Genomic DNA, 22,612 nt, shown 5'->3' with positions numbered 1-22,612 from the left:
TCTTCCAGGAAAGCACCGCTAAGCGGTGCAAAAGGTAAATGACAAATTATAGGAGCTTTAGATTTTTATTAGCATATACGAGGCAGCGGTTCGGCGTGAGGTAGATCGAGAGTTCGTTTCACGCCATAAAGCCCTGCGAGACGAACACCTTTACGCTCCACCACTTCGCCAATTAACGCTGCATCCTGTCCTAGTGGATGGGAATGCAGCGCCGCCAACACTTGCTCAGCCGCATTACGCTCTACGGCAATCACCAGCTTACCTTCATTGGCAAAGTTGAGGGCGTCCAGCCCCAGCAGCTCACAAACGCCGCGCACAGCAGGTTTAACCGGTAGCGCAGCTTCTGAAAGCTCAATACCGCAACCGCAGGCTGCCGCGAACTCATGAACCACCGCGTTCACCCCACCGCGCGTGGCATCGCGCAGCGCCTTCACGCCGGGAATGTCTCGCAGCGTCTGAATCAGCGGCGTCAGCACCGCGCAGTCGCTGATCAGTTCGCCATCCAGCCCCAGTTGTTCGCGCAAGTTAAGGATAGTCGCACCGTGGTCGCCGAGTGTACCGCTAACCAGCAATACATCGCCTGCGGTCAGGGTTTGTGCGCCCCAGTGAATATTTGTCGGGATCGCGCCCATACCTGCGGTGTTGATAAACAGTTTATCTGCCGCTCCACGCTGCACCACTTTTGTATCGCCAGTAACGATGGCGATGCCAGCCGCACGGGCAGTTTCAGCCATGCTGGTGACCACTGCTTTCAGCGTCTCCATCGGCAATCCTTCTTCAAGGATAAATCCACAGGAGAGATAGCGTGGAATTGCACCGCTGACCGCCACGTCATTCGCCGTGCCGCAAATCGCCAGCTTGCCAATATTGCCACCAGGAAAGAATAGCGGGTCAATGACGTAGCTGTCGGTGGAAAAGGCCAGACGGTTGCCTTCCGCCACCAGTTGCGCCAGATCAAGACGCGCTTGATCTTCCTGCTCAGCCAGCCACGGATTCGCAAAGGCTTCCATAAACAGGCTGTTGATTAATTGCTGCATCGCCTGGCCGCCGCTGCCGTGGGCGAGTTGGATATTATTCACGCTTCACTCTCCTGCTGACGATACTGATACCACGCGGCGCACGCTCCTTCAGAGGAGACCATCAGCGCGCCGAATGCGGTTTGAGGATTACAGGTGTTACCAAACAGCGGGCATTGATGCGGCTTACATTTGCCCGTCAATACTTCGCCACAGCGCGCGCGTGGATCATCGCAAACCTGCTGCGGTGCCGGGCGGAAATGCGCTTCAGCGTCAAATCGCTGATAATCCGGCGTCAGATGCACGCCAGATGATTCGATCACCCCAAGGCCACGCCATTCGCTATCGCCGTTAACACAGAACACGTCGGCTATCGCCTGTTGCGCCAGCAGGTTACCTGCGTCAGGCACCACCCTACGGTACTGATTCTCTACTTTGCTGTGGGCCGCTATTTTCTGCTCTACCAGCATCACCACGCCTTGTAGTAGATCAAGTGGTTCGAAACCAGCGACCACCAGCGGACGATTAAAATCGCTGGCGATAAAATTATAGGCGTCGGTGCCGATAACCATACTGACGTGGCCCGGCGCGAGGAACGCATCAATGCCATTGTCCGGTTGTTCCAGCAAACTGCGCAGCGTGGGGATAAGCGTAATGTGCTGGCAGAAGAAGTAAAAGTTCTGCACATCGCGGGCTTTCGCCTGTTGCAGGGTGATGGCGGTGGTCGGCATGGTGGTTTCAAACCCTAAGCCGAAGAACACCACTTTGCGGGTTGGGTTCTCCTGCGCCAGTTTCAACGCATCCATTGGCGAGTAGACGATGCGCACATCGGCACCGCGTGCTTTTGCCTGCAACAGTGACCCCTGTTTTCCTGGTACGCGCATGGCGTCGCCAAAGGTACAGAAAATCACTTCCGGATGGCTGGCAATTTCCACGCAGGTGTCGATTCTGCCCATCGGCAGTACGCACACCGGGCAGCCCGGACCGTGGATAAACTCAACGTTTTCTGGCAGTAACTGATCGAGGCCGAATTTAAAAATGGCGTGGGTATGACCGCCGCACACTTCCATAATACGCAGAGGGCGTTCGGCGGTGTAAGAGAGGTGTGAAGCACGTTCGCGCAGATGCTCAATTAACTGCATCACCTGTTCCGGCGCGCGATATTCATCAACAAAACGCATTATTTTTCCTCGCCATACAACAGCGCACCGACATCCGGCTCAACGTCAAACATATTTTGTAAGGCGTCGAGGGTGTCGCGCGCTTCGGCTTCATTAATTACGCTCATGGCAAAGCCAACGTGAACCAGTACCCACTGACCCACGCGCGGCTGACCGTTTTCATCACAGCTGCCGACTAACGTTAAATCGACATCGCGCTGAATGCCGCAGACGTCGACTTTCGCCTGGTTGCCGTCAATGGTGCGAATCTGGCCGGGAACGCCTATGCACATCGCTGTGTCTCCAGCCAGTTCAGCCACTGATCCATCCCTTCGCCGCTGGTGGCAGAAATGAGGATGATTTCAATTTCTGGATTGACTTCGCGGGCGCAGGCGATGCATTTCTCAACGTCGAAATTGAGATACGGCAGCAGGTCAACTTTGTTGAGTAGCATCAGCGAGGCGGCGGCAAACATATGCGGATATTTCAGCGGCTTGTCTTCGCCTTCGGTAACGGAAAGCACCGCCACTTTATGTTTCTCACCCAGATCGAAGCTGGCCGGGCACACCAGGTTGCCAACGTTTTCGATAAACAGAATACCGTTATCGTCCAGTGGCAGGCGCGGCGCGGCGTCGGCGATCATCTGTGCATCGAGATGGCAGCCTTTACCGGTGTTCACCTGAATTGCTGGCGTACCGGTAGCGCGAATACGTGCGGCATCGTTTACGGTTTGCTGATCGCCTTCAATTACCGCGCATGGAACGCTGTCTTTCAGGCGCATTAAGGTTTCAGTCAGCAGCGTGGTTTTACCGGAACCGGGGCTGGATACCAGGTTGAGCACCAGTTGATTACGGGCAGCAAAACGCGCGCGGTTACGTTCAGCCAGGCGATTATTTTTGTCCAGTACGTCAATTTCGACTTCCAGCATCCGGCGCTGGCTCATGCCCGGCGCGTGTGTGCCTGCTTCACCATGACCGTAATGCAGGTCGCCTTCTTCGGTCTGGCTGGGGGTAAATTCAGGCGCTTTAATGCCGGTGATTTTCATCTTCGGGCGTGCTGCCGGGGCAAAAGGCGCGCTACGAAACGCGGAATGAGGGTTATGTTCATCACCCTCGATATACAGGTTGCCTTCACCGCAACCGCATGTTGTACACATCGCTCACTCCTGGTCTATTTCTATCCGCCGAATCTGTAAACCGTCGTCTGCCACAATGCGCAGCATGTCGCCATGACACTGTGGGCAGCGGCGGACGCGCTGGGTCAGTAGCGTCACATACTGTTGGCATGTTTCACACCAGCATTCGGCCTCTTGTTCTTCGAGGTGCAGTTTACAACCTTCCGCCACGCTGCCACGGCAAACCAGATCAAAACAAAAGGCAAGAGAGCTGGTTTCGACACAAGAAAATGCGCCAATTTTGAGCCAGACCCCAGTTACGCGTTTTGCGCCGTGCTTTGCGGCCTGTTGTTCGATCAATTCCAGTGCCCGTTGGCAGAGGGTTATTTCGTGCATATCGCCTCCCATTAACTATTGCCAGCTATAAGCAATAATTGTGCCAGTGTTGATTATCCCTGCGGTGAATAATGTCGATGATGTCGAAATGACACGTCGACACGGCGTCGAAATTCAGTGAAATCATAAAAATCACCTAAATAACAATGAATTAAAAATTGGCACAGAAAATGCTTAAGGGCAGGCATCTCTGTTAAACGGGTAACCTGACAATGACTATTTGGGAAATAAGCGAGAAAGCCGATTACATCGCACAGCGGCATCGTCGCCTACAGGACCAGTGGCATATCTATTGCAATTCGCTGGTTCAGGGGATCACGTTATCAAAAGCGCGTTTGCATCACGCGATGAGCTGCGCGCCAGATAAAGAGCTCTGTTTCGTTCTTTTTGAACATTTTCGAATTTACGTCACCCTGGCGGATGGTTTTAACAGCCATACCATCGAGTACTACGTCGAAACGAAAGACGGCGAAGATAAGCAGCGGATTGCACTGGCTCAGTTGAGCAGTGACGGCATGATTGATGGCAAGGTCAACATCCGTAATCGCGAACAAGTGCTGGAACACTATCTCGAAAAAATCGCCGGCGTTTACGACAGCTTATACACCGCCATTGAAAACAATACCCCGGTGAATTTAAGCCAACTGGTAGAGGGACAAAGCTCGGCAGCATGAGCTGAGGCTTTGCCCGTTTTGCAGGCGTCATGCCTGTTTGGGGATGGGCGTGTCGATGAGTGTCGAAAATGACATTTCATCGGCATGTTTTCGTCAAAAATGACAATCACCTGAGGAATGCCTGGTGAATCGTTTTGTAATTGCTGACTCCACGCTCTGTATCGGCTGCCACACCTGTGAGGCCGCCTGTTCAGAGACGCATCGCCAGCACGGCCTGCAATCCATGCCGCGCCTGCGAGTGATGCTAAATGAAAAAGAATCTGCACCGCAGCTCTGTCACCACTGTGAAGATGCGCCCTGTGCGGTGGTCTGTCCGGTTAATGCCATCGGGCGCGTTGATGGTGCCGTGCAGTTGAATGAAAGTCTGTGCGTAAGCTGCAAACTGTGCGGCATCGCTTGCCCGTTTGGCGCTATTGAATTTTCCGGCAGCCGTCCGCTGGATATTCCGGCAAACGCCAATACCCCGAAAGCACCACCGGCACCGCCTGCTCCGGCGCGTGTCAGCACATTGCTTGACTGGGTGCCGGGCATTCGTGCGATCGCCGTCAAATGTGACCTTTGTAGCTTTGATGAACAGGGTCCAGCTTGCGTGCGGATGTGCCCAACTAAAGCCCTGCATCTGGTGGATAACACCGATATCGCCCGCGTCAGCAAACGTAAGCGTGAGCTGACTTTTAACACCGATTTTGGCGATCTCACCTTGTTTCAGCAGGCTCAAAGTGGAGAGGCTAAATGAGCGCAATTTCCCTGATCAATAGCGGCGTTGCGTGGTTTGTCGCCGCCGCTGTTCTGGCATTTCTCTTTTCTTTTCATAAGGCGCTAAGCGGCTGGGTCGCCGGGATTGGCGGCGCGGTTGGTAGCGTGTACACGGCAGCAGCAGGTTTCACCGTGCTGACGGGGGCGGTCGGCGTGAGCGGTACGCTGTCACTGGTGAGTTTTGATATCCAAATCTCCCCGCTTAACGCGATTTGGTTGATTACCCTCGGCCTGTGCGGCCTGTTTGTCAGCCTCTACAACATTGACTGGCATCGCCACACGCAGGTGAAATGCAACGGCTTGCAGATCAATATGCTGATGGCTGCCGCCGTGTGCGCCGTTATCGCCAGCAATCTGGGCATGTTAGTGGTAATGGCAGAAATCATGGCTCTGTGCGCGGTGTTTCTCACTAGCAACAGCAAAGAGGGCAAACTGTGGTTTGTGCTGGGGCGCCTCGGTACTTTGCTGCTGGCGATAGCCTGCTGGCTGGTCTGGCAGCGTTACGGCACGCTGGATCTGCGCCTGCTGGATATGCGCGTACAACAACTGCCGCTCGGTTCCGATATCTGGCTGCTCGGTGTGATTGGCTTTGGCCTGCTGGCCGGGATTATCCCGCTGCACGGCTGGGTGCCGCAGGCTCATGCTAACGCTTCAGCGCCTGCTGCGGCGCTGTTTTCCACAGTAGTGATGAAAATTGGCCTGCTGGGCATTTTAACCCTGTCGCTGCTGGGCGGTAATGCGCCGCTGTGGTGGGGAATTGCGCTGCTGGTGCTCGGCATGATCACCGCGTTCGTCGGTGGTCTGTATGCGCTGATGGAACACAACATCCAGCGTCTGCTGGCTTACCACACCCTGGAAAATATCGGCATCATCCTGCTGGGGCTGGGCGCTGGCGTAACGGGTATCGCGCTCGAACAACCGGCGCTGATTGCTCTTGGCCTGGTCGGTGGTCTGTACCATCTGCTTAACCATAGCCTGTTCAAAAGCGTACTGTTCCTCGGTGCGGGTAGCGTCTGGTTCCGTACTGGTCATCGCGATATCGAAAAACTCGGCGGCATTGGCAAGAAAATGCCGGTTATCTCCATCGCCATGTTAGTCGGGCTGATGGCAATGGCTGCGCTGCCGCCGCTGAACGGGTTTGCCGGGGAATGGGTTATTTATCAATCCTTCTTCAAACTGAGCAATAGCGGCACCTTCGTTGCCCGTCTGCTGGGACCGCTGCTCGCCGTGGGGCTGGCCATTACCGGTGCGCTGGCGGTGATGTGTATGGCGAAAGTCTATGGCGTTACGTTCCTTGGCGCGCCGCGTACCAAAGAAGCCGAAAACGCCACCTGTGCGCCGCTCCTGATGAGCGTAAGCGTAGTGGCACTGGCGATTTGCTGCGTAATTGGCGGTGTTGCTGCGCCGTGGCTGCTGCCGATGCTGTCTGCTGCGGTGCCTCTGCCGCTGGAGCCTGCTAACACCACCGTTTCTCAACCAATGATCACCCTGCTGCTGATTGCCTGCCCGCTGCTGCCATTCATCATTATGGCGATTTGCAAAGGCGACCGTCTGCCGTCACGTTCCCGTGGCGCAGCCTGGGTGTGCGGCTACGACCACGAAAAATCAATGGTGATTACCGCTCACGGTTTTGCCATGCCGGTTAAACAGGCGTTTGCGCCGGTGCTGAAACTGCGCAAAGTGCTGAATCCGGTGTCGCTGGTGCCGGGCTGGCAGTGCGAGGGGAGTGCGTTGCTGTTCCGCCGGATGGCGCTGGTTGAACTGGCGGTACTGGTGGTGATTATTGTTTCACGAGGAGCCTGAGAATGAGTGTTTTATATCCGTTAATTCAGGCGCTGGTGTTATTTGCCGTTGCGCCGCTGCTCTCCGGTATTACCCGCGTGGCGCGCGCCCGTCTGCATAACCGTCGCGGGCCGGGCGTGTTGCAGGAGTATCGCGACATTATCAAACTGCTGGGGCGTCAGAGCGTTGGCCCGGATGCCTCCGGCTGGGTGTTCCGCCTGACGCCGTATGTGATGGTGGGCGTAATGTTGACTATCGCTACTGCGCTGCCGGTGGTGACCGTCGGTTCTCCGCTGCCGCAACTGGGTGATTTGATCACCTTACTGTATCTCTTCGCCATCGCGCGTTTCTTCTTTGCCATTTCCGGTCTGGATACCGGTAGCCCGTTTACCGCTATCGGCGCGAGCCGTGAAGCGATGCTCGGTGTGCTGGTCGAGCCGATGTTGTTGCTCGGCCTGTGGGTCGCGGCGCAGGTTGCCGGTTCCACCAACATCAGCAACATCACCGACACCGTTTATCACTGGCCTCTGAGCCAGAGCATCCCGCTGGTGCTGGCGCTCTGTGCCTGTGCGTTCGCCACCTTTATCGAAATGGGCAAACTGCCGTTCGACCTTGCGGAAGCCGAGCAGGAGTTGCAGGAAGGTCCGCTCTCTGAGTATAGCGGCAGCGGCTTTGGCGTCATGAAATGGGGTATCAGCCTGAAACAGCTGGTGGTGTTGCAGATGTTCGTCGGGGTGTTTATTCCGTGGGGACAAATGGAAACCTTCACCGTCGGTGGGCTGGTGCTGGCGCTGGTGATTGCCATCGTCAAACTGGTGGTCGGCGTCCTGGTTATCGCGCTGTTCGAAAACAGTATGGCCCGTCTGCGTCTTGATATTACTCCGCGCATTACCTGGGCTGGGTTTGGCTTTGCATTTTTAGCGTTCGTCTCCTTGCTGGCGGCGTATTAAAGAGAGTATGAGCATGTCTGAAGAAAAATTAGGTCAACATTATCTCGCCGCGCTGAATGAGGCGTTTCCGGGCGTCGTGCTGGATCACGCCTGGCAGACCAAAGATCAGCTGACCGTTACCGTAAAGGTGAACTATCTACCGGAAGTGGTGGAGTTCCTCTACTACAAGCAGGGTGGCTGGCTGTCGGTACTGTTTGGTAACGACGAACGCAAACTGAATGGTCATTACGCTGTTTACTACGTGCTGTCGATGGAGAAGGGCACCAAGTGTTGGATCACGGTTCGCGTCGAAGTTGACGCCAACAAACCGGAGTATCCGTCCGTGACGCCGCGCGTTCCGGCGGCGGTGTGGGGCGAGCGCGAAGTGCGCGATATGTACGGTTTGATTCCGGTTGGTCTGCCGGATGAGCGTCGTCTGGTGCTGCCGGATGACTGGCCGGATGAACTTTATCCGCTGCGTAAAGACAGCATGGATTATCGTCAGCGTCCGGCACCGACCACCGATGCTGAAACCTACGAGTTCATCAACGAACTGGGCGACAAGAAAAACAACGTTGTGCCGATTGGTCCGCTGCATGTCACTTCTGACGAACCGGGTCACTTCCGTCTGTTCGTCGATGGCGAAAATATTATCGACGCCGACTACCGCCTGTTCTATGTCCATCGCGGCATGGAAAAACTGGCGGAAACCCGCATGGGTTACAACGAAGTGACCTTCCTCTCTGACCGTGTTTGCGGCATCTGCGGCTTTGCTCACAGCACCGCCTACACCACGTCAGTGGAAAACGCGATGGGTATCCAGGTGCCAGAACGCGCGCAGATGATCCGCGCCATTCTGCTGGAGGTGGAACGCCTGCATTCGCATCTGCTCAACCTCGGCCTCGCCTGTCACTTTACCGGCTTTGACTCCGGCTTTATGCAGTTCTTCCGCGTGCGCGAATCCTCCATGAAAATGGCGGAGATCCTCACCGGGGCGCGTAAAACTTACGGTCTGAACCTGATCGGCGGGATTCGTCGCGATCTGCTGAAAGATGACATGATCCAGACCCGTCAACTGGCGCAGCAAATGCGTCGTGAAGTACAGGAGCTGGTGGATGTGCTGCTGAGTACACCGAACATGGAACAGCGCACCGTCGGCATTGGTCGCCTCGACCCGGAAATCGCCCGCGATTTCAGTAACGTTGGCCCGATGGTTCGCGCCAGCGGCCACGCTCGTGATACCCGTGCCGATCACCCGTTTGTTGGTTATGGCCTGCTGCCGATGGAAGTTCACAGCGAGCAGGGCTGCGACGTTATTTCCCGCCTGAAAGTGCGTATCAACGAAGTCTTTACCTCGCTCAATATGATTGACTACGGCCTGGACAACCTGCCAGGCGGTCCGCTGGCGGTGGAAGGATTCACCTACATTCCACACCGTTTTGCGCTGGGCTTTGCCGAAGCGCCGCGTGGCGATGATATCCACTGGAGCATGACCGGCGACAACCAGAAGCTGTACCGCTGGCGCTGCCGTGCCGCGACCTACGCGAACTGGCCGACCCTGCGCTACATGCTGCGCGGCAACACCGTTTCTGATGCGCCGCTGATTATCGGTAGCCTCGACCCTTGCTACTCCTGTACCGACCGCATGACCGTGGTCGATGTGCGTAAGAAGAAGAGCAAAGTGGTGCCGTATAAAGAACTCGAGCGTTACAGCATTGAGCGTAAAAACTCGCCGCTGAAATAAGGAATCGCCATGTTTACCTTTATCAAAAAAGTCATCAAAACCGGCACGGCGACCTCGTCTTATCCGCTGGAGCCGATTGCGGTTGATAAAAACTTCCGTGGTAAGCCAGAGCAGAACCCGCAGCAGTGCATCGGCTGTGCGGCCTGCGTCAATGCCTGCCCGTCAAACGCCTTAACGGTTGAAACTGACCTCGCCACCGGTGAGCTGGCGTGGCAGTTCAATCTCGGGCGCTGCATCTTCTGTGGACGCTGCGAAGAAGTTTGCCCGACGGCGGCGATCAAACTGTCGCAAGAGTACGAACTGGCGGTGTGGAAGAAAGAAGACTTCCTGCAACAGTCCCGCTTCGCGTTGTGCAACTGCCGCGTCTGCAATCGTCCTTTCGCCGTACAGAAAGAGATCGACTACGCCATTGCGCTGCTTAAGCACAACGGTGACAGCCGCGCGGAAAACCACCGCGAAAGCTTTGAGACTTGCCCGGAATGTAAGCGCCAGAAATGCCTGGTGCCGTCCGACCGTATTGAACTGACTCGCCATATGAAAGAGGCCATCTGATGAGCAATTTATTAGGCCCCCGTGACGCCAACGGCATTCCGGTCCCAATGACGGTGGATGAATCCATCGCCAGCATGAAGGCGTCGTTACTGAAAAAAATCAAACGTTCTGCCTACGTTTACCGCGTGGACTGCGGCGGCTGCAACGGCTGCGAAATCGAAATTTTCGCCACGCTTTCGCCGCTGTTCGATGCAGAACGCTTCGGTATTAAAGTCGTTCCGTCCCCGCGTCATGCGGATATTTTACTGTTTACCGGCGCGGTCACCCGTGCAATGCGATCCCCTGCGCTGCGTGCGTGGCAGTCCGCGCCGGACCCTAAAATCTGTATCTCCTACGGTGCCTGTGGTAACAGCGGCGGGATCTTCCACGATCTCTACTGCGTGTGGGGCGGAACCGACAAAATTGTCCCGGTGGATGTGTACATTCCTGGCTGCCCGCCAACGCCTGCCGCCACGCTGTACGGCTTTGCGATGGCGCTCGGCCTGCTGGAGCAGAAAATCCACGCCCGTGGGCCGGGTGAGCAGGATGAACAACCGGCAGAAATTCTGCATGGCGATATGGTGCAGCCGCTGCGTGTGAAAGTGGATCGCGAAGCGCGCCGCCTGGCGGGTTACCGTTACGGTCGCCAGATTGCCGATGATTTCCTGACGCAATTAGGGCAGGGTGAAGAGCAGGTTGCACGCTGGCTGGAAGCGGAAAACGATCCGCGTCTGAACGAGATTGTCAGCCATCTGAATCATGTTGTTGAAGAGGCGCGTATCCGATGAGTGAAAAGGTGGTGTTCAGTCAACTGAGCCGTAAATTTATTGATGAGAACGATGCCACGCCCGCCGAGGCGCAGCAGGTGGTCTATTACAGCCTGGCGATTGGTCACCACCTTGGGGTTATCGATTGCCTGGAAGCGGCGCTCACCTGCCCGTGGGATGAATATCTGGCATGGATTGCCACTCTGGAGGCGGGCAGCGAAGCCCGCCGCAAAATGGAAGGCGTGCCGAAATATGGTGAGATCGTCATCGACATTAACCATGTGCCGATGCTGGCCAACGCATTCGATAAAGCCCGGGCAGCGCAAACTTCGCAGCAGAAGGAATGGAGTACAATGCTGTTAAGTATGCTGCATGATATTCATCAGGAAAACGCCATCTATTTGATGGTGAGGAGATTGCGTGACTGACGTTTTACTCTGTGTTGGCAATAGCATGATGGGCGATGATGGCGCAGGTCCGCTGCTGGCGGAAAAGTGCGCCGCCGCGCCGAAAGGTAACTGGGTGGTGATTGACGGCGGTAGTGCACCGGAAAACGATATCGTCGCTATCCGCGAACTGCGCCCGACACGACTGCTTATTGTCGATGCCACTGATATGGGGCTAAACCCCGGCGAGATCCGCATCATCGACCCGGATGATATCGCCGAGATGTTTATGATGACCACCCATAACATGCCGCTGAACTACCTTATCGACCAGTTGAAAGAAGACATTGGTGAGGTGATTTTCCTCGGTATCCAGCCGGACATCGTTGGCTTTTACTACCCGATGACCCAGCCGATTAAAGATGCGGTAGAAACCGTTTATCAACGGCTGGAAGGTTGGGAAGGGAACGGCGGATTCGCGCAGTTAGCGGTGGAAGAAGAGTAGTTTTTCAGCAAGGAATTCAGGGAATTGAAAATCAGGACAGGGATGTGCGCTTTTTTATTGAGCTTAGTGTTGCCAGCGCAGGCCACCAGCTTTACCGAGTATCTGCCGATGAGTGACAGCGAATACGCACAAAAGCGGGCGCTGAAACCTCTCCTGACCATGCCTTATTATACCGAGCAAAACTGGCATTTTAGAAAAGTGGGCGTTGCTGGCGTAACGCTTGAGAAGATGCCAAATGAAGAGGATGACTGGCAATTAACCGCAAAAGACCGCGCCGGTAAATCCTGGACAGTGCCTGTGGGTATGCTGGCAAACATAGCGGGCAAAGGGCAACTCTATCGCGCCGATCTTGATCGTAACGGCATTCAGGATCTGGTTATCTGGTTACCCAGTGCCGGTAATGGTCTGGCTCCTTATGCACATTTAATCCTGTTGACGTTCACACGCGAAGGTCGTCCCTGTGTCTTTGAACCCTGGGGATTCTACACCGCAAGCAAAACTGGCGTTGATGATTTGCTGGATTTGCAAGGCAATGGTCACACGCAGCTGCTGGATATGCAGTTTGATTCCGGTTACTGGCTAACCAGTTTGTATCAGGTAAAAGAGGCCAAATGGCAGCGTGTTCATGGCTGGTTTGGCAAGTTAAGCTATCCTGCACTCACGCGTTTTACTTATACTCCCAACCGTAAACTCGTTCTCAAACCCATCGCTGGACGCGACCCGCAAACGGAAGATTTGGCGCTGACGCAGCGTTGTTTGATAACGGGGGATGTGCTTGATGGGGTGAATCAGAACTGATGGCAAACGCTAAATTGCCCGATGCGCTGCGCTTATCGAGCCTACAAAGTTCGTGCGACGAGTAGGCCGGATAAGGCGTTCACGCCGCATCCGGCACGGTTGCTTACTCTAAATCTTCGCCGTTACTGGCAATCACTTTTTTATACCACCAGAACGATTTCTTACGCGTGCGCGCCAGTGTGCCGTTACCTGCATCGTCACGGTCTACATAGACAAAACCGTAGCGTTTGCTCATTTCACCCGTTGAGGCGGAAACCAAATCAATACAGCCCCAGGTGGTGTAGCCCATCAGCGGAATGCCGTCTGCAATCGCTTCGCCCATTGCGCGGATGTGCTTGCGTAGATAGCTGATGCGATAGTCATCGTTAATCTCACCATTGGCAGCAAATTCATCTTTTGCGCCGAGGCCGTTTTCCACCAGAAACAGCGGCTTCTGATAACGGTCGTACATCATGTTCATGGTGATGCGCAGACCGAGTGGATCAATACCCCAGCCCCAGTCGCTCACTTGCAGATACGGGTTACGCAGCGATTTCACCACGTTCGCCGCACTGCTGTTGTTGGTGTTCATCTCCGCCGAGGCGCAGCGCGAGGCGTAATAGCTGAAGGAGACAAAATCGACGGTATTTTTCAGGATCTCATCATCGCCAGGCGCTTTGTCGATGGTTACCCCTTTTTCGCGGAATACGCGGGCAGAGTAAGCCGGATACGCGCCCCGCGCCTGCACATCGATAAAAAACAGGTTTTCGCGATCTTTCTCCAGCGCCGCCCAGACATCTTCCGGCTTGCAGCTATAAGGGTAGAAGTTACCGCCCGCCAGCATACAGCCCACCTGATTTTGCGGGTTAACCTCATGGGCGATTTTGGAGGCTAACGCACTGGCAACCAGCTGGTGGTGCGCAGCCTGATATTTCACCTGCTCCTGATTTTCCCCTTCTTCAAACACCAGACCCGCGCCGGAGAACGGGCTATGCAACATAATGTTGATTTCATTGAAGGTTAGCCAGTATTTCACCAGGCCATCAAATGCTTCAAAACAGGTTCGGGCGTAGCGAGTGAAAAACTCCACCAGCTTACGGTTACGCCAGGAGCCATATTCCGTCACCAGATGCATCGGCACATCGAAGTGACACAACGTGACCAGCGGTTCGATTCCGTACTTTTTACACTCTTCAAAGACAGAACGATAAAAAGCAATGCCTTGCTGGTTGGGCGTCAGCTCATCGCCCTGCGGAAAGAGGCGGCTCCAGGCAATCGAGGTGCGGAAAACCTTGAATCCCATCTCTGCCATCAGGGCGATATCTTCTTTATAACGATGATAAAAATCCGTCGCCTCATGGCTGGGATAAAACTCGTCATCGCGCAACTGAAAACGTTTTTCCAGCCCCAGTTTCACCGCCATTCGATGCTCGCCGTGCGGGATCATATCGACCGTAGTCAGCCCTTTGCCACCTTCACAGAACGCACCTTCAGACTGGTTGGCGGCAAGCGCGCCGCCCCATAAAAAACCTTGCGGAAATACAGACATTTTCATCCTCAATTAAGACTTACTTCTTTGGCGACGGTCGGTTGTACGCCCTGATGCTTTCGCGCCTCGGCAGCCGCTTCCTCCACAGGAATATCCTCAAAGCCGAGCAGCAGTGTGAGGATAAACGACAGCACGACCGCCAGTGCCATGACGGCGAACACCCAGACGATGCTCATTGGATTCGCCGGATCGAAGAATTGCACGCTGGTAAATAACCCCGGCGCTGCCATTGAGTGGCTGGCAAGCCCCGCCATACCGGCAACCGCGCCGCAAATAAAACCGCTGATAAGACTGGCGATAAGCGGACGTTTCAGACGGATCGCCACGCCGTATAACGCCGGTTCGGAAATCCCCGCCATAATGGCTGATGCCGCCGCAGCCAGCGCCGTCTGGCGTAGTTCCGGGTTTTTCGTTTTCCACGCCACCGCCAGCGATGAACCGCCCAGCGACAGGTTAGCGCCGATTTCTGACGGCATGACCATCCCTTCTTTTCCGGTTTCGGCAATGGTCTGAATGATGGTTGGTGTAAAGACGCGGTGCATCCCGGTCATTACCAGCAGTGGCCACAGCGCGCCCATAATGGCGACAGAAAGCCAGCCCAGATAACCATGAATGGTGTAAACCAGCGCCGAAATGGCGCTACCGATCCAGATACCAATCGGGCCAATCAGCAGGATTGCCAGCGGTGCGGCAATCAACACAATCAGCATCGGCTTGAGGAAGTTTTTCGTCACCGCCGGCGTAATGCTGTCCACCCAGCGTTCGATATATGACAGGCACCAGGTCATCACCAGCGCCGGGATCACCGTGTAGGTGTATTTCACCGCTGTGACCGGAATCAGGGCAAATTCGACATGTTCACCCTGGGCCGCTTTTGCCATCAATTCAATAAAACTCGGATGTACCAGCACACCCGCGATGGCAATCGCCAGCGACATATTGGTTTTAAATTTGATGGCGGCAGATGCCGCGACCATTAGCGGCAGGAAGAAGAAAGCACCGTCACCAATCACATTCAGAATGGTTAAGGTCGGCGATCCTTTTGTCAGCACACCGCTCATCTCGAGGATCATCGCCAGCAGTTTGACCATCGATCCGCCGATAATCGCCGGGATCAGCGGTGACATAGTGCCGATCAGCGCATCAAGGATCCCTGCACCAATGCGACGTAGCGTGAGTTTGGGTTTATCCACGGGCAGGGCGGGTTGCATATCTCCCGGCAGCAGGCTGACGACTTCCTGAAAGGCCTGCGAAACGGTATTGCCGATAATCACCTGGCACTGGTTGTCGCTACGTACCACGCCGAGCACGCCGGAGATGGTTTTTAACGTGGGGCTGTCGATAAGCTGGTCGTCTTTGATAACAAAGCGCAAACGCGTCATACAGTGCGTGACCGCCGAGATGTTATCAACGCCGCCCAGTGCCGCTATCACCGAGCGCGCCAGCGCCGCATAATTTTTGGCCATCGGATTTTATCCTGTTATCAGTAGGGTAGAGGTAGTTGTTATCAGTCGACGTGACGGGAAAATGCCGATGCTGAAACGGAAATAAGAAACCGGTTTCACAAAATCATGAATAGTTGTCATTTAATAAGCAAGAGAGTTGATTGTTCATTTTTTATATTTGTGAAACCGGTCACCTGAATATTTTTCCCGCTGATTGCGCAAGGACAACCAGCCAACGGTGCAGTAAACTGCGATGACTGCGTGTAAAGGGATGAAAACAATGACGACAATGCTGGAAGTGGCGAAGCGCGCCGGGGTTTCAAAAGCGACCGTTTCCCGCGTGCTTTCAGGTAATGGCTACGTCAGCCAGGAGACGAAAGATCGCGTGTTTCAGGCGGTGGAAGAGAGCGGTTACCGCCCTAACTTGCTGGCGCGCAATCTGTCGGCGAAGAGTACTCAGACGCTGGGGCTGGTAGTGACCAACACGCTTTACCACGGCATTTATTTTAGTGAATTACTGTTTCATGCCGCGCGGATGGCGGAAGAGAAAGGGCGGCAACTGTTGTTGGCTGATGGTAAACACAGCGCCGAAGAAGAGCGCCAGGCGATTCAGTATCTGCTGGATCTGCGCTGCGACGCTATTATGATTTACCCGCGTTTTTTAAGCGTGGATGAGATTGATGACATCATTGACGCCCACAGTCAGCCGATAATGGTGCTCAATCGCCGCCTGCGCAAAAACAGCAGCCATAGCGTCTGGTGCGATCATAAACAGACCAGCTTTAACGCCGTGGCAGAGTTGATAAACGCCGGACATCAGGAGATTGCTTTCCTTACCGGCTCGATGGATTCCCCCACCAGTATTGAGCGTCTTGCCGGATATAAAGACGCGCTGGCGCAGCATGGTATTGCGCTCAATGAAAAACTTATCGCTAACGGTAAATGGACGCCCGCCAGCGGAGCCGAAGGGGTAGAAACGTTGCTCGAACGTGGGGCTAAATTTAGCGCGTTAGTCGCCAGTAATGATGATATGGCGATAGGGGCGATGAAAGCGTTACACGAGCGCGGCGTAGCGGTGCCGGAGCAGGTGTCAGTTATCGGATTTGATGATATCGCTATGGCGCCGTACACGATCCCGGCGCTCTCCAGCGTAAAAATTCCGGTGACTGAGATGATTCAGGAAGTTATTGGACGGCTGATTTTTATGCTCGATGGCGGGGATTTCTCACCGCCGAAAACCTTCAGCGGAAAATTGATCCGCCGCGACTCCCTCATTGCTCTTTCGCAATAAACATTGTCATCACATGTCATCGTCACTTGTGTCGATGACATCGTTTTTTCTGCATTACATAATTTAATTTCCTTAAATAACAGTAAATTAAAAACTGGCATGATTTGTGAATGTATCGGCGCATTAACTGTCATTGCTGGAGAATTTGATGAACCGTTTCATCATTGCTGACGCGAGTAAATGTATTGGTTGCCGTACCTGTGAAGTGGCGTGTGTGGTTTCTCATCAGGAAAATCAGGACTGTGCATCGCTGACCCCGGAAACTTTTTTACCGCGAATCCATGTCATTAAAGGTGTGAACATTTCCACGGCGACAGTCTGCCGTCAGTGTGAAGATGCACCGTGCGCTAACGTCTGCCCGAATGGTGCTATCAGCCGTGATAAAGGGTTTGTTCATGTGATGCAGGAACGTTGCATTGGTTGCAAAACCTGCGTTGTGGCTTGCCCGTATGGCGCGATGGAAGTGGTGGTACGTCCGGTGATTCGCAACAGCGGTGCGGGGCTGAATGTACGTGCAGACAAAGCCGAAGCCAATAAATGCGACCTGTGCAACCATCGTGAAGACGGCCCGGCGTGTATGGCGGCTTGCCCGACCCATGCGCTGATTTGTGTCGATCGGAATAAACTTGAGCAGTTGAGCGCAGAAAAACGCCGCCGCACGGCGCTGATGTTTTAAAAATCTTACAGAACTGTTCTGGCATCAAAGGAATTCCCGAAAATATTCGTAGAATACGGGGCGGGCGATATCGCCGACCTGTGACTGCCGGATGCGACGCTGTCGTGTCCGGCAGGGCGGGTTACGCAATTCATAATGGCGGGAATAACTCAATGGCAAAAAACACATCTTGCGGTGTTCAACTGCGTATTCGTGGCAAAGTGCAGGGCGTCGGTTTTCGTCCGTTTGTCTGGCAGCTGGCACAGCAATTAAATCTTCACGGCGATGTCTGTAATGACGGCGATGGCGTAGAAGTCCGACTGCTGGAAGACCCGGAAACGTTTCTTGCGCAATTGCATCTGCATTGTCCGCCGCTGGCGCGTATTGATAGCGTCGAGCGTGAACCTTTTACCTGGCCACAACCGCCCACTGAGTTCACTATCCGCCAGAGCGCAGGTGGCGCCATGAATACGCAAATTGTTCCCGATGCCGCCACTTGCCCTGCCTGTCTTGCCGAAATGAATACCCCAGGCGAGCGGCGTTATCGTTATCCGTTTATCAACTGTACTCACTGTGGCCCGCGTTTCACTATTATTCGCGCGATGCCTTACGACCGCCCGTTTACCGTCATGGCGGCGTTTCCGCTGTGTCCGGCCTGTGACAAAGAATATCGCGATCCGCTCGATCGCCGCTTCCATGCTCAGCCGGTGGCCTGCCCGGAGTGTGGCCCGCATCTTGAATGGGTAAGTCATGGCGAACATACCGAACAAGAGGCCGCGTTACAGGCGGCTATCGCACAGTTAAAAGCGGGCAAGATTGTCGCCATCAAAGGGATTGGCGGATTTCATCTCGCCTGCGATGCACGTAACAGTAACGCGGTGGCGACACTGCGGGCACGCAAACATCGCCCGGCGAAACCGCTGGCGGTTATGTTGCCAACAGCAGAAGTCTTACCAGACGCTGCACGCCAGTTGCTCACCACGCCCGCCGCGCCGATTGTGCTGGTGGATAAAAAATACATCTCCGAACTTTGTGATGATATCGCCCCTGGCCTTAACGAAGTCGGGGTAATGTTGCCTGCGAACCCGCTCCAGCATTTGCTGTTACAGGAACTGCAATGCCCGCTGGTGATGACCTCCGGCAACCTGAGCGGTAAACCACCGGCTATCAGCAATGAACAGGCGCTGGCGGATTTGCAGGGCATTGCCGACGGATTCTTGATACATAACCGCGATATCGTGCAGCGGATGGATGATTCGGTGGTGCGCGAAAGCGGCGAAATGCTGCGCCGGTCGCGGGGGTATGTGCCGGACGCGTTGGCTTTGCCTCCGGGCTTTAAAAATGTTCCGCCTGTGCTGTGTCTCGGCGCGGATCTGAAAAATACCTTCTGCCTGGTGCGCGGTGAGCAAGCGGTGTTGAGTCAGCATCTGGGCGATTTAAGTGACGATGGCATCCAGATGCAGTGGCGCGAAGCGTTACGCCTGATGCAAAACATCTACGATTTCACCCCGCAATACGTTGTGCATGACGCGCATCCGGGTTATGTCTCCAGCCAGTGGGCGCGTGAGATGAATCTGCCGACGCAAACGGTACTGCATCACCATGCCCACGCGGCGGCGTGCCTGGCAGAACACCACTGGCCGTTGGATGGCGGTGATGTCATTGCTTTGACGCTCGACGGTATTGGTATGGGGGAGAACGGCGCTTTGTGGGGCGGCGAGTGCCTGCGGGTGAACTATCGCGAATGCGAGCACCTTGGAGGTTTGCCTGCGGTGGCGCTTGCTGGTGGCGATTTGGCTGCAAAGCAGCCGTGGCGAAACCTGCTGGCGCAGTGCCTGCGCTTTGTGCCGCAGTGGCAGAGTTATCCCGAAACGGCAAGTGTGCAACAGCAAAACTGGAGCGTGCTGGCACGAGCCATTGAGCGTGGAATCAATGCGCCGCTGGCGTCATCGTGTGGGCGTTTGTTCGATGCTATAGCGGCGGCGCTGGGCTGTGCGCCAGTCACGTTAAGTTATGAAGGTGAAGCGGCTTGTGCGCTGGAGGCGCTGGCGGCTTCGTGCCACGGAGTGACGCATCCGGTGACGATGCCGCTGGTGGACAATCAACTGGATCTCGCCACTTTCTGGCAGCAGTGGCTGAACTGGCAGGCACCGGTTAATCAACGCGCGTGGGCGTTTCATGATGCGCTGGCGCAGGGTTTTGCCGCGTTGATGCGTGAGCAGGCTACGATGCGTGGTATCACTACGCTGGTATTTAGCGGCGGGGTTATTCATAACCGTTTGCTTCGTGCACGTCTGGCGCATTATCTCGCTGATTGCACATTGCTTTTTCCACAGAGTTTACCGGCGGGTGATGGCGGGTTGTCTCTGGGGCAGGGGGTTATTGCTGCGGCGCGCATCCTGCAATGCGGTATAGTGGCGGATGTGGCGTAACTGAATCTTAAAAAAAGCACGAACAGTCCCCTCGCCCCACTGGGGAGAGGGTTAGGGTGAGGGGAACTGCTGACACTGGTGCGCACAATGACTTTCTCGCCCTTCCAGGACGAGGGAGAGAACCATGTCTACACCGGCAACGTTTTCAACAATCCAAATGCCTCTTTCATCCGATCCTCACTGACCACAAAGGCGCGAAGCTGGTCAGCATCGTCAACGCCGCGCGCCACCATTCCCTGGCTTTCGGTACAAATCTGCCAGCGTAAATCCTGACGCTGGGTTTCCCCTGCCAGATGCAGAGGTAATTCCGGCGTTTTGATTTTTACCAGCATCGCCGGTAGTTTCAGCGGCGTGTTATTGCCGAGAAGATTTTTTGCCAGCACCATCGCGCTAAGTTGAATCGGCTGGAGGAACGGCAGTACCTGACCGTTAATTTCTGCGCAATCGCCCAGCGCATAAATATCGGCATTACTGGTTTGCAGATAACTATCGACGCAAACGCCGCGATTAATCGTCAGCCCGGCGCGTCGTGCCAGTGCCGTTTCCGGGCGCAGTCCGGTGGCGGCAATTACCACATCCACTTCGATGCTGCGCTGGCGGTCCAGCGTTGCCCGAATGCCAGAATCCGTTTTTTCCAGCCCCTGCAACTGAGATTTCAACAGCAGATGAACGCCCATCTCCGTCAACCGATGCTGCAAGCGGCTGCTTACTTCCGGTGGCATTAACGATGCCAGAATACTGGCTGCGTTGTCGATTAGCGTGACCGCTTTGCCTGCACGACAAAAATCCATCGCCAGTTCGCTACCAATCAAACCACCGCCGACAATCAACACGCGTCGGGCATCCCGCAGTTGCGTTTCACAGGCGCGATACTCTTGCTGACTATTTAACGTCAGCATTAACTCACGCCCGGGCACTGGCGGGACAAAGGCGCTGGCACCGGTTGCCAGCACTAACTTGTCATATTGCCACTGATTATTCTGGCTTTTCACCACATGGGCTTCGGCATCGATATCCGTCACCCAGGTGTGCGGAAACAGGCGCAGATTAAACTGCTCGGCAAATTCACCTGCCGTCTGGCGGGTAAGGTCGTCGGCACGTTGCCCCTGACTGATCACATGGCTGAGGTCAGGTTTGTTGTACTCATCCATGCTGTCGGCGGCAATCAGGGTTAACGGAATACTGGCGTCCTGTTTGCGAATATTTTTCACCAGTTGGCGGGCGGCGAAGCCCGAACCAATGATCACAATGCCGTTGCTCATTTTGCCTCCGATGCCAGTTCGTCAAAGACGTCTTTACCGAGGGAACATTCCGGGCACAGGAAGTTGTCCGGGACTTCACTCCACGGCGTTCCTGGTGCAACGTCCTGCATTGGCTCGCCTTTTACCGGATCGTAAATCCACTGGCAGACGCTGCACTGCATCCGTGGGCCGAGGTCAGCCGTCGTGGTGGCATAGGTTTCTTCTTTAACCACCGTATTCACCGTGTTCTGCGGCAGCGGCGAAAGCGCCCATTGACGGGCAATTTCACGACCGTGTTCACGGCATAACTCCAGAGCGTCCTGATCCGGTCGCCATTTGGCTTTCAGGCTAAGCGACATTTCGAAACCTGCATCCTGCAGGCGAGTGGAAAGACGATCCACCGCACCGCCGCTCCAGCCGTGAGAGCCGAAAGCACTGGCGCGTTTATTACGAAAGCGCAATCCGGTCATCTCCTCCACCAGCCCGGCGATTTTCGGCATCATCACGTTATTCATCGTCGAAGTGCCGACCAGCACGCCTTTTGAGCGGAAGACATTGGTCAGGATTTCGTTTTTATCGCTTCGGGCGACGTTGAAAATTTTCACCGCTACGCGCGGGTCGGTTTCCGCGATCCCCTGGGCGATAGCGTCAGCCATCATGCGGGTATTATTCGACATGGTGTCGTAGAAAATGGTGATTCTGTCTTCCTGATAATCCGCCGCCCATTTCAGGTACAGCTCGACAATTTGCGTCGGGTTATCGCGCCATACCACGCCGTGAGAGGTCGCTATCATATCGACTGGCAAGTTAAAGCCCAGGATCTCGGTAATTTTCGGCGTTACCAGGCGGCTGAACGGCGTCAGGATATTGGCGTAGTAACGCTGGCACTGCTCGAAAAGCTCGGTCTGATCCACTTCATCGTTGAACAGATGCTCGTCGCAGTAGTGCTGACCAAAAGCATCGTTACTGAACAGCACCGCGTCGCCTGTCAGGTAAGTCATCATGCTGTCCGGCCAGTGCAGCATTGGCGTTTCGACAAAAATGAGCTGTTTGCCGTTGCCGATATCCAGCGTGTCGCCAGTTTTCACCACATTAAAATTCCACTCCGGATGATGGTGATGACCATTTATCGAGTCGATAGCGTTGGCTGTACAGTAGATCGGCGTATCGGGAATTTGCGCCATTAGTTCGGTCAGCGCCCCGGCGTGATCCTCTTCAGCATGGTTAATCACGATGTAATCAATATCCGCCAGATCGATTTCATTACGCAGGTTCTGCACAAATTCGCGGCTGAATTTATGGTCAACGGTGTCGATCAGCACGTTTTTTTCTTCGCGGATGAGGTAGCTGTTGTAACTGCTGCCGCGCAGCGTTTTATATTCCGTGCCGTGAAAATCACGCACTTCCCAGTCACGTTGACCCACCCAATGAATGTTATTTTTCACCACAATAGACATAGCAA

22 protein-coding genes are annotated in these 22,612 nt (G+C 54.8%); 13 read left to right on the top strand and 9 right to left on the bottom strand.

Going from position 1 to position 22,612, the window contains the following annotated elements; genetic code table 11:
* Nucleotides 1-68 precede the first annotated feature (68 nt).
* From hypE to hypA, 5 genes are read right to left on the bottom strand one after another with little or no spacing between them, the layout of a single operon-like run.
* Complete coding sequence (gene hypE / locus WC5_RS19825) at nt 69-1,079, bottom strand: hydrogenase maturation carbamoyl dehydratase HypE (protein WP_001059944.1); 1,011 nt, start codon at nt 1,077-1,079, stop codon at nt 69-71.
* Nucleotides 1,076-2,197: a hydrogenase formation protein HypD gene (gene hypD / locus WC5_RS19830; RefSeq protein ID WP_001212986.1), complete on the bottom strand. Its 1,122-nt coding sequence runs from the start codon at nt 2,195-2,197 to the stop codon at nt 1,076-1,078. The genes hypE and hypD overlap by 4 nt, the downstream gene beginning before the upstream one ends.
* The gene (gene hypC / locus WC5_RS19835) at nt 2,197-2,469 is read right to left on the bottom strand and encodes a hydrogenase 3 maturation protein HypC (RefSeq protein WP_000334881.1); all 273 of its coding nucleotides are present in this window, start codon (nt 2,467-2,469) and stop codon (nt 2,197-2,199) included. The genes hypD and hypC overlap by 1 nt, the downstream gene beginning before the upstream one ends.
* On the bottom strand, nt 2,460-3,332 hold the full coding sequence (hypB, locus tag WC5_RS19840) for a hydrogenase nickel incorporation protein HypB (RefSeq protein WP_000337678.1): 873 nt from the start codon (nt 3,330-3,332) through the stop codon (nt 2,460-2,462). The genes hypC and hypB overlap by 10 nt, the downstream gene beginning before the upstream one ends.
* A 3-nt stretch (nt 3,333-3,335) precedes the next feature.
* Nucleotides 3,336-3,686 (bottom strand): hydrogenase maturation nickel metallochaperone HypA, encoded by a 351-nt coding sequence (gene hypA / locus WC5_RS19845; protein ID WP_001516945.1) that lies wholly within the window; start codon nt 3,684-3,686, stop codon nt 3,336-3,338.
* Between the two features lie 212 nt (nt 3,687-3,898).
* On the opposite strand from hypA, the gene hycA reads away from it, so the two are divergent.
* From hycA to WC5_RS19895, 10 genes are all read left to right on the top strand, one after another.
* Nucleotides 3,899-4,360: a formate hydrogenlyase regulator HycA gene (gene hycA, locus WC5_RS19850; protein ID WP_000158052.1), complete on the top strand. Its 462-nt coding sequence runs from the start codon at nt 3,899-3,901 to the stop codon at nt 4,358-4,360.
* Nucleotides 4,361-4,484: 124 nt separating this feature from the next.
* On the top strand, nt 4,485-5,096 hold the full coding sequence (gene hycB, locus WC5_RS19855) for a formate hydrogenlyase subunit HycB (protein WP_001079177.1): 612 nt from the start codon (nt 4,485-4,487) through the stop codon (nt 5,094-5,096).
* Nucleotides 5,093-6,919, top strand: coding sequence for a formate hydrogenlyase subunit 3 (gene hycC / locus WC5_RS19860; protein ID WP_016231403.1), 1,827 nt, complete (start codon nt 5,093-5,095; stop codon nt 6,917-6,919). Before hycB ends, hycC begins: the two co-directional genes overlap by 4 nt.
* A gap of 2 nt (nt 6,920-6,921) precedes the next feature.
* Nucleotides 6,922-7,848, top strand: a complete 927-nt coding sequence (gene hycD / locus WC5_RS19865) for a formate hydrogenlyase subunit HycD (protein ID WP_000115228.1) — start codon at nt 6,922-6,924, stop codon at nt 7,846-7,848.
* Nucleotides 7,849-7,861: 13 nt separating this feature from the next.
* Nucleotides 7,862-9,571, top strand: a complete 1,710-nt coding sequence (gene hycE, locus WC5_RS19870) for a formate hydrogenlyase subunit HycE (RefSeq protein ID WP_001288118.1) — start codon at nt 7,862-7,864, stop codon at nt 9,569-9,571.
* Nucleotides 9,572-9,580: 9 nt separating this feature from the next.
* The gene (gene hycF / locus WC5_RS19875; RefSeq protein WP_000493799.1) at nt 9,581-10,123 is read left to right on the top strand and encodes a formate hydrogenlyase subunit HycF; all 543 of its coding nucleotides are present in this window, start codon (nt 9,581-9,583) and stop codon (nt 10,121-10,123) included.
* Nucleotides 10,123-10,890: a formate hydrogenlyase subunit HycG gene (gene hycG / locus WC5_RS19880; protein WP_000067399.1), complete on the top strand. Its 768-nt coding sequence runs from the start codon at nt 10,123-10,125 to the stop codon at nt 10,888-10,890. The genes hycF and hycG overlap by 1 nt, the downstream gene beginning before the upstream one ends.
* Nucleotides 10,887-11,297, top strand: a complete 411-nt coding sequence (hycH, locus tag WC5_RS19885; RefSeq protein ID WP_001291918.1) for a formate hydrogenlyase assembly protein HycH — start codon at nt 10,887-10,889, stop codon at nt 11,295-11,297. Before hycG ends, hycH begins: the two co-directional genes overlap by 4 nt.
* Nucleotides 11,290-11,760, top strand: a complete 471-nt coding sequence (gene hycI / locus WC5_RS19890; RefSeq protein ID WP_000132961.1) for a hydrogenase maturation peptidase HycI — start codon at nt 11,290-11,292, stop codon at nt 11,758-11,760. The genes hycH and hycI overlap by 8 nt, the downstream gene beginning before the upstream one ends.
* Nucleotides 11,761-11,802: 42 nt before the next feature.
* On the top strand, nt 11,803-12,558 hold the full coding sequence (locus WC5_RS19895) for a hypothetical protein (protein ID WP_010352010.1): 756 nt from the start codon (nt 11,803-11,805) through the stop codon (nt 12,556-12,558).
* A gap of 103 nt (nt 12,559-12,661) precedes the next feature.
* On the opposite strand, the gene ascB is transcribed toward WC5_RS19895, so the two are convergent.
* A complete protein-coding gene (ascB, locus tag WC5_RS19900; protein ID WP_016231402.1) occupies nt 12,662-14,086 on the bottom strand; it encodes a 6-phospho-beta-glucosidase AscB in 1,425 nt (474 codons plus the stop codon).
* A gap of 8 nt (nt 14,087-14,094) precedes the next feature.
* Nucleotides 14,095-15,552 (bottom strand): PTS cellobiose/arbutin/salicin transporter subunit IIBC, encoded by a 1,458-nt coding sequence (gene ascF / locus WC5_RS19905; RefSeq protein WP_016231401.1) that lies wholly within the window; start codon nt 15,550-15,552, stop codon nt 14,095-14,097.
* Nucleotides 15,553-15,811: 259 nt separating this feature from the next.
* On the opposite strand from ascF, the gene ascG reads away from it, so the two are divergent.
* The 3 genes from ascG to hypF all read left to right on the top strand — a co-directional run bounded on the left by ascG (nt 15,812) and on the right by hypF (nt 19,909).
* The gene (gene ascG / locus WC5_RS19910) at nt 15,812-16,822 is read left to right on the top strand and encodes a DNA-binding transcriptional regulator AscG (RefSeq protein WP_000210329.1); all 1,011 of its coding nucleotides are present in this window, start codon (nt 15,812-15,814) and stop codon (nt 16,820-16,822) included.
* A 148-nt stretch (nt 16,823-16,970) separates the two neighbouring features.
* Nucleotides 16,971-17,498, top strand: coding sequence for an electron transport protein HydN (gene hydN / locus WC5_RS19915; protein ID WP_001078777.1), 528 nt, complete (start codon nt 16,971-16,973; stop codon nt 17,496-17,498).
* Between the two features lie 152 nt (nt 17,499-17,650).
* Nucleotides 17,651-19,909: a carbamoyltransferase HypF gene (hypF, locus tag WC5_RS19920; protein ID WP_001107636.1), complete on the top strand. Its 2,259-nt coding sequence runs from the start codon at nt 17,651-17,653 to the stop codon at nt 19,907-19,909.
* A gap of 128 nt (nt 19,910-20,037) precedes the next feature.
* Here the strand turns inward: hypF and norW are convergent, their stop codons facing one another.
* Together norW and norV are read right to left on the bottom strand one after the other, a co-directional pair.
* A complete protein-coding gene (norW, locus tag WC5_RS19925; RefSeq protein WP_000064715.1) occupies nt 20,038-21,171 on the bottom strand; it encodes an NADH:flavorubredoxin reductase NorW in 1,134 nt (377 codons plus the stop codon).
* Nucleotides 21,168-22,607, bottom strand: a complete 1,440-nt coding sequence (gene norV / locus WC5_RS19930; protein WP_000029631.1) for an anaerobic nitric oxide reductase flavorubredoxin — start codon at nt 22,605-22,607, stop codon at nt 21,168-21,170. The genes norW and norV overlap by 4 nt, the downstream gene beginning before the upstream one ends.
* Nucleotides 22,608-22,612 lie beyond the last annotated feature (5 nt).

The sequence above is a fragment of the Escherichia sp. KTE114 genome (genome assembly GCF_000407765.1).
GTDB classification, from domain to species: Bacteria; Pseudomonadota; Gammaproteobacteria; order Enterobacterales; family Enterobacteriaceae; genus Escherichia; species Escherichia ruysiae.
Note: the sequence above shows the minus strand (reverse complement) of the source record. Positions and strands in the feature narration are given on the sequence as shown.

Excerpts from the sequence above, each read along its gene's own strand:
- hypD (WP_001212986.1), bottom strand. The coding sequence starts at position 2,197 with ATGCGTTTTGTTGATGAATATCGCGCGCCGGAACAGGTGATGCAGTTA.
- hypC (WP_000334881.1), bottom strand. The coding sequence starts at position 2,469 with ATGTGCATAGGCGTTCCCGGCCAGATTCGCACCATTGACGGCAACCAG.
- hypB (WP_000337678.1), bottom strand. The coding sequence starts at position 3,332 with ATGTGTACAACATGCGGTTGCGGTGAAGGCAACCTGTATATCGAGGGT.
- hypA (WP_001516945.1), bottom strand. The coding sequence starts at position 3,686 with ATGCACGAAATAACCCTCTGCCAACGGGCACTGGAATTGATCGAACAA.
- hycA (WP_000158052.1), top strand. The coding sequence starts at position 3,899 with ATGACTATTTGGGAAATAAGCGAGAAAGCCGATTACATCGCACAGCGG.
- hycC (WP_016231403.1), top strand. The coding sequence starts at position 5,093 with ATGAGCGCAATTTCCCTGATCAATAGCGGCGTTGCGTGGTTTGTCGCC.
- hycD (WP_000115228.1), top strand. The coding sequence starts at position 6,922 with ATGAGTGTTTTATATCCGTTAATTCAGGCGCTGGTGTTATTTGCCGTT.
- hycE (WP_001288118.1), top strand. The coding sequence starts at position 7,862 with ATGTCTGAAGAAAAATTAGGTCAACATTATCTCGCCGCGCTGAATGAG.
- hycF (WP_000493799.1), top strand. The coding sequence starts at position 9,581 with ATGTTTACCTTTATCAAAAAAGTCATCAAAACCGGCACGGCGACCTCG.
- hycG (WP_000067399.1), top strand. The coding sequence starts at position 10,123 with ATGAGCAATTTATTAGGCCCCCGTGACGCCAACGGCATTCCGGTCCCA.
- hycH (WP_001291918.1), top strand. The coding sequence starts at position 10,887 with ATGAGTGAAAAGGTGGTGTTCAGTCAACTGAGCCGTAAATTTATTGAT.
- WC5_RS19895 (WP_010352010.1), top strand. The coding sequence starts at position 11,803 with ATGTGCGCTTTTTTATTGAGCTTAGTGTTGCCAGCGCAGGCCACCAGC.
- ascB (WP_016231402.1), bottom strand. The coding sequence starts at position 14,086 with ATGTCTGTATTTCCGCAAGGTTTTTTATGGGGCGGCGCGCTTGCCGCC.
- ascF (WP_016231401.1), bottom strand. The coding sequence starts at position 15,552 with ATGGCCAAAAATTATGCGGCGCTGGCGCGCTCGGTGATAGCGGCACTG.
- ascG (WP_000210329.1), top strand. The coding sequence starts at position 15,812 with ATGACGACAATGCTGGAAGTGGCGAAGCGCGCCGGGGTTTCAAAAGCG.
- hydN (WP_001078777.1), top strand. The coding sequence starts at position 16,971 with ATGAACCGTTTCATCATTGCTGACGCGAGTAAATGTATTGGTTGCCGT.
- hypF (WP_001107636.1), top strand. The coding sequence starts at position 17,651 with ATGGCAAAAAACACATCTTGCGGTGTTCAACTGCGTATTCGTGGCAAA.
- norW (WP_000064715.1), bottom strand. The coding sequence starts at position 21,171 with ATGAGCAACGGCATTGTGATCATTGGTTCGGGCTTCGCCGCCCGCCAA.
- norV (WP_000029631.1), bottom strand. The coding sequence starts at position 22,607 with ATGTCTATTGTGGTGAAAAATAACATTCATTGGGTGGGTCAACGTGAC.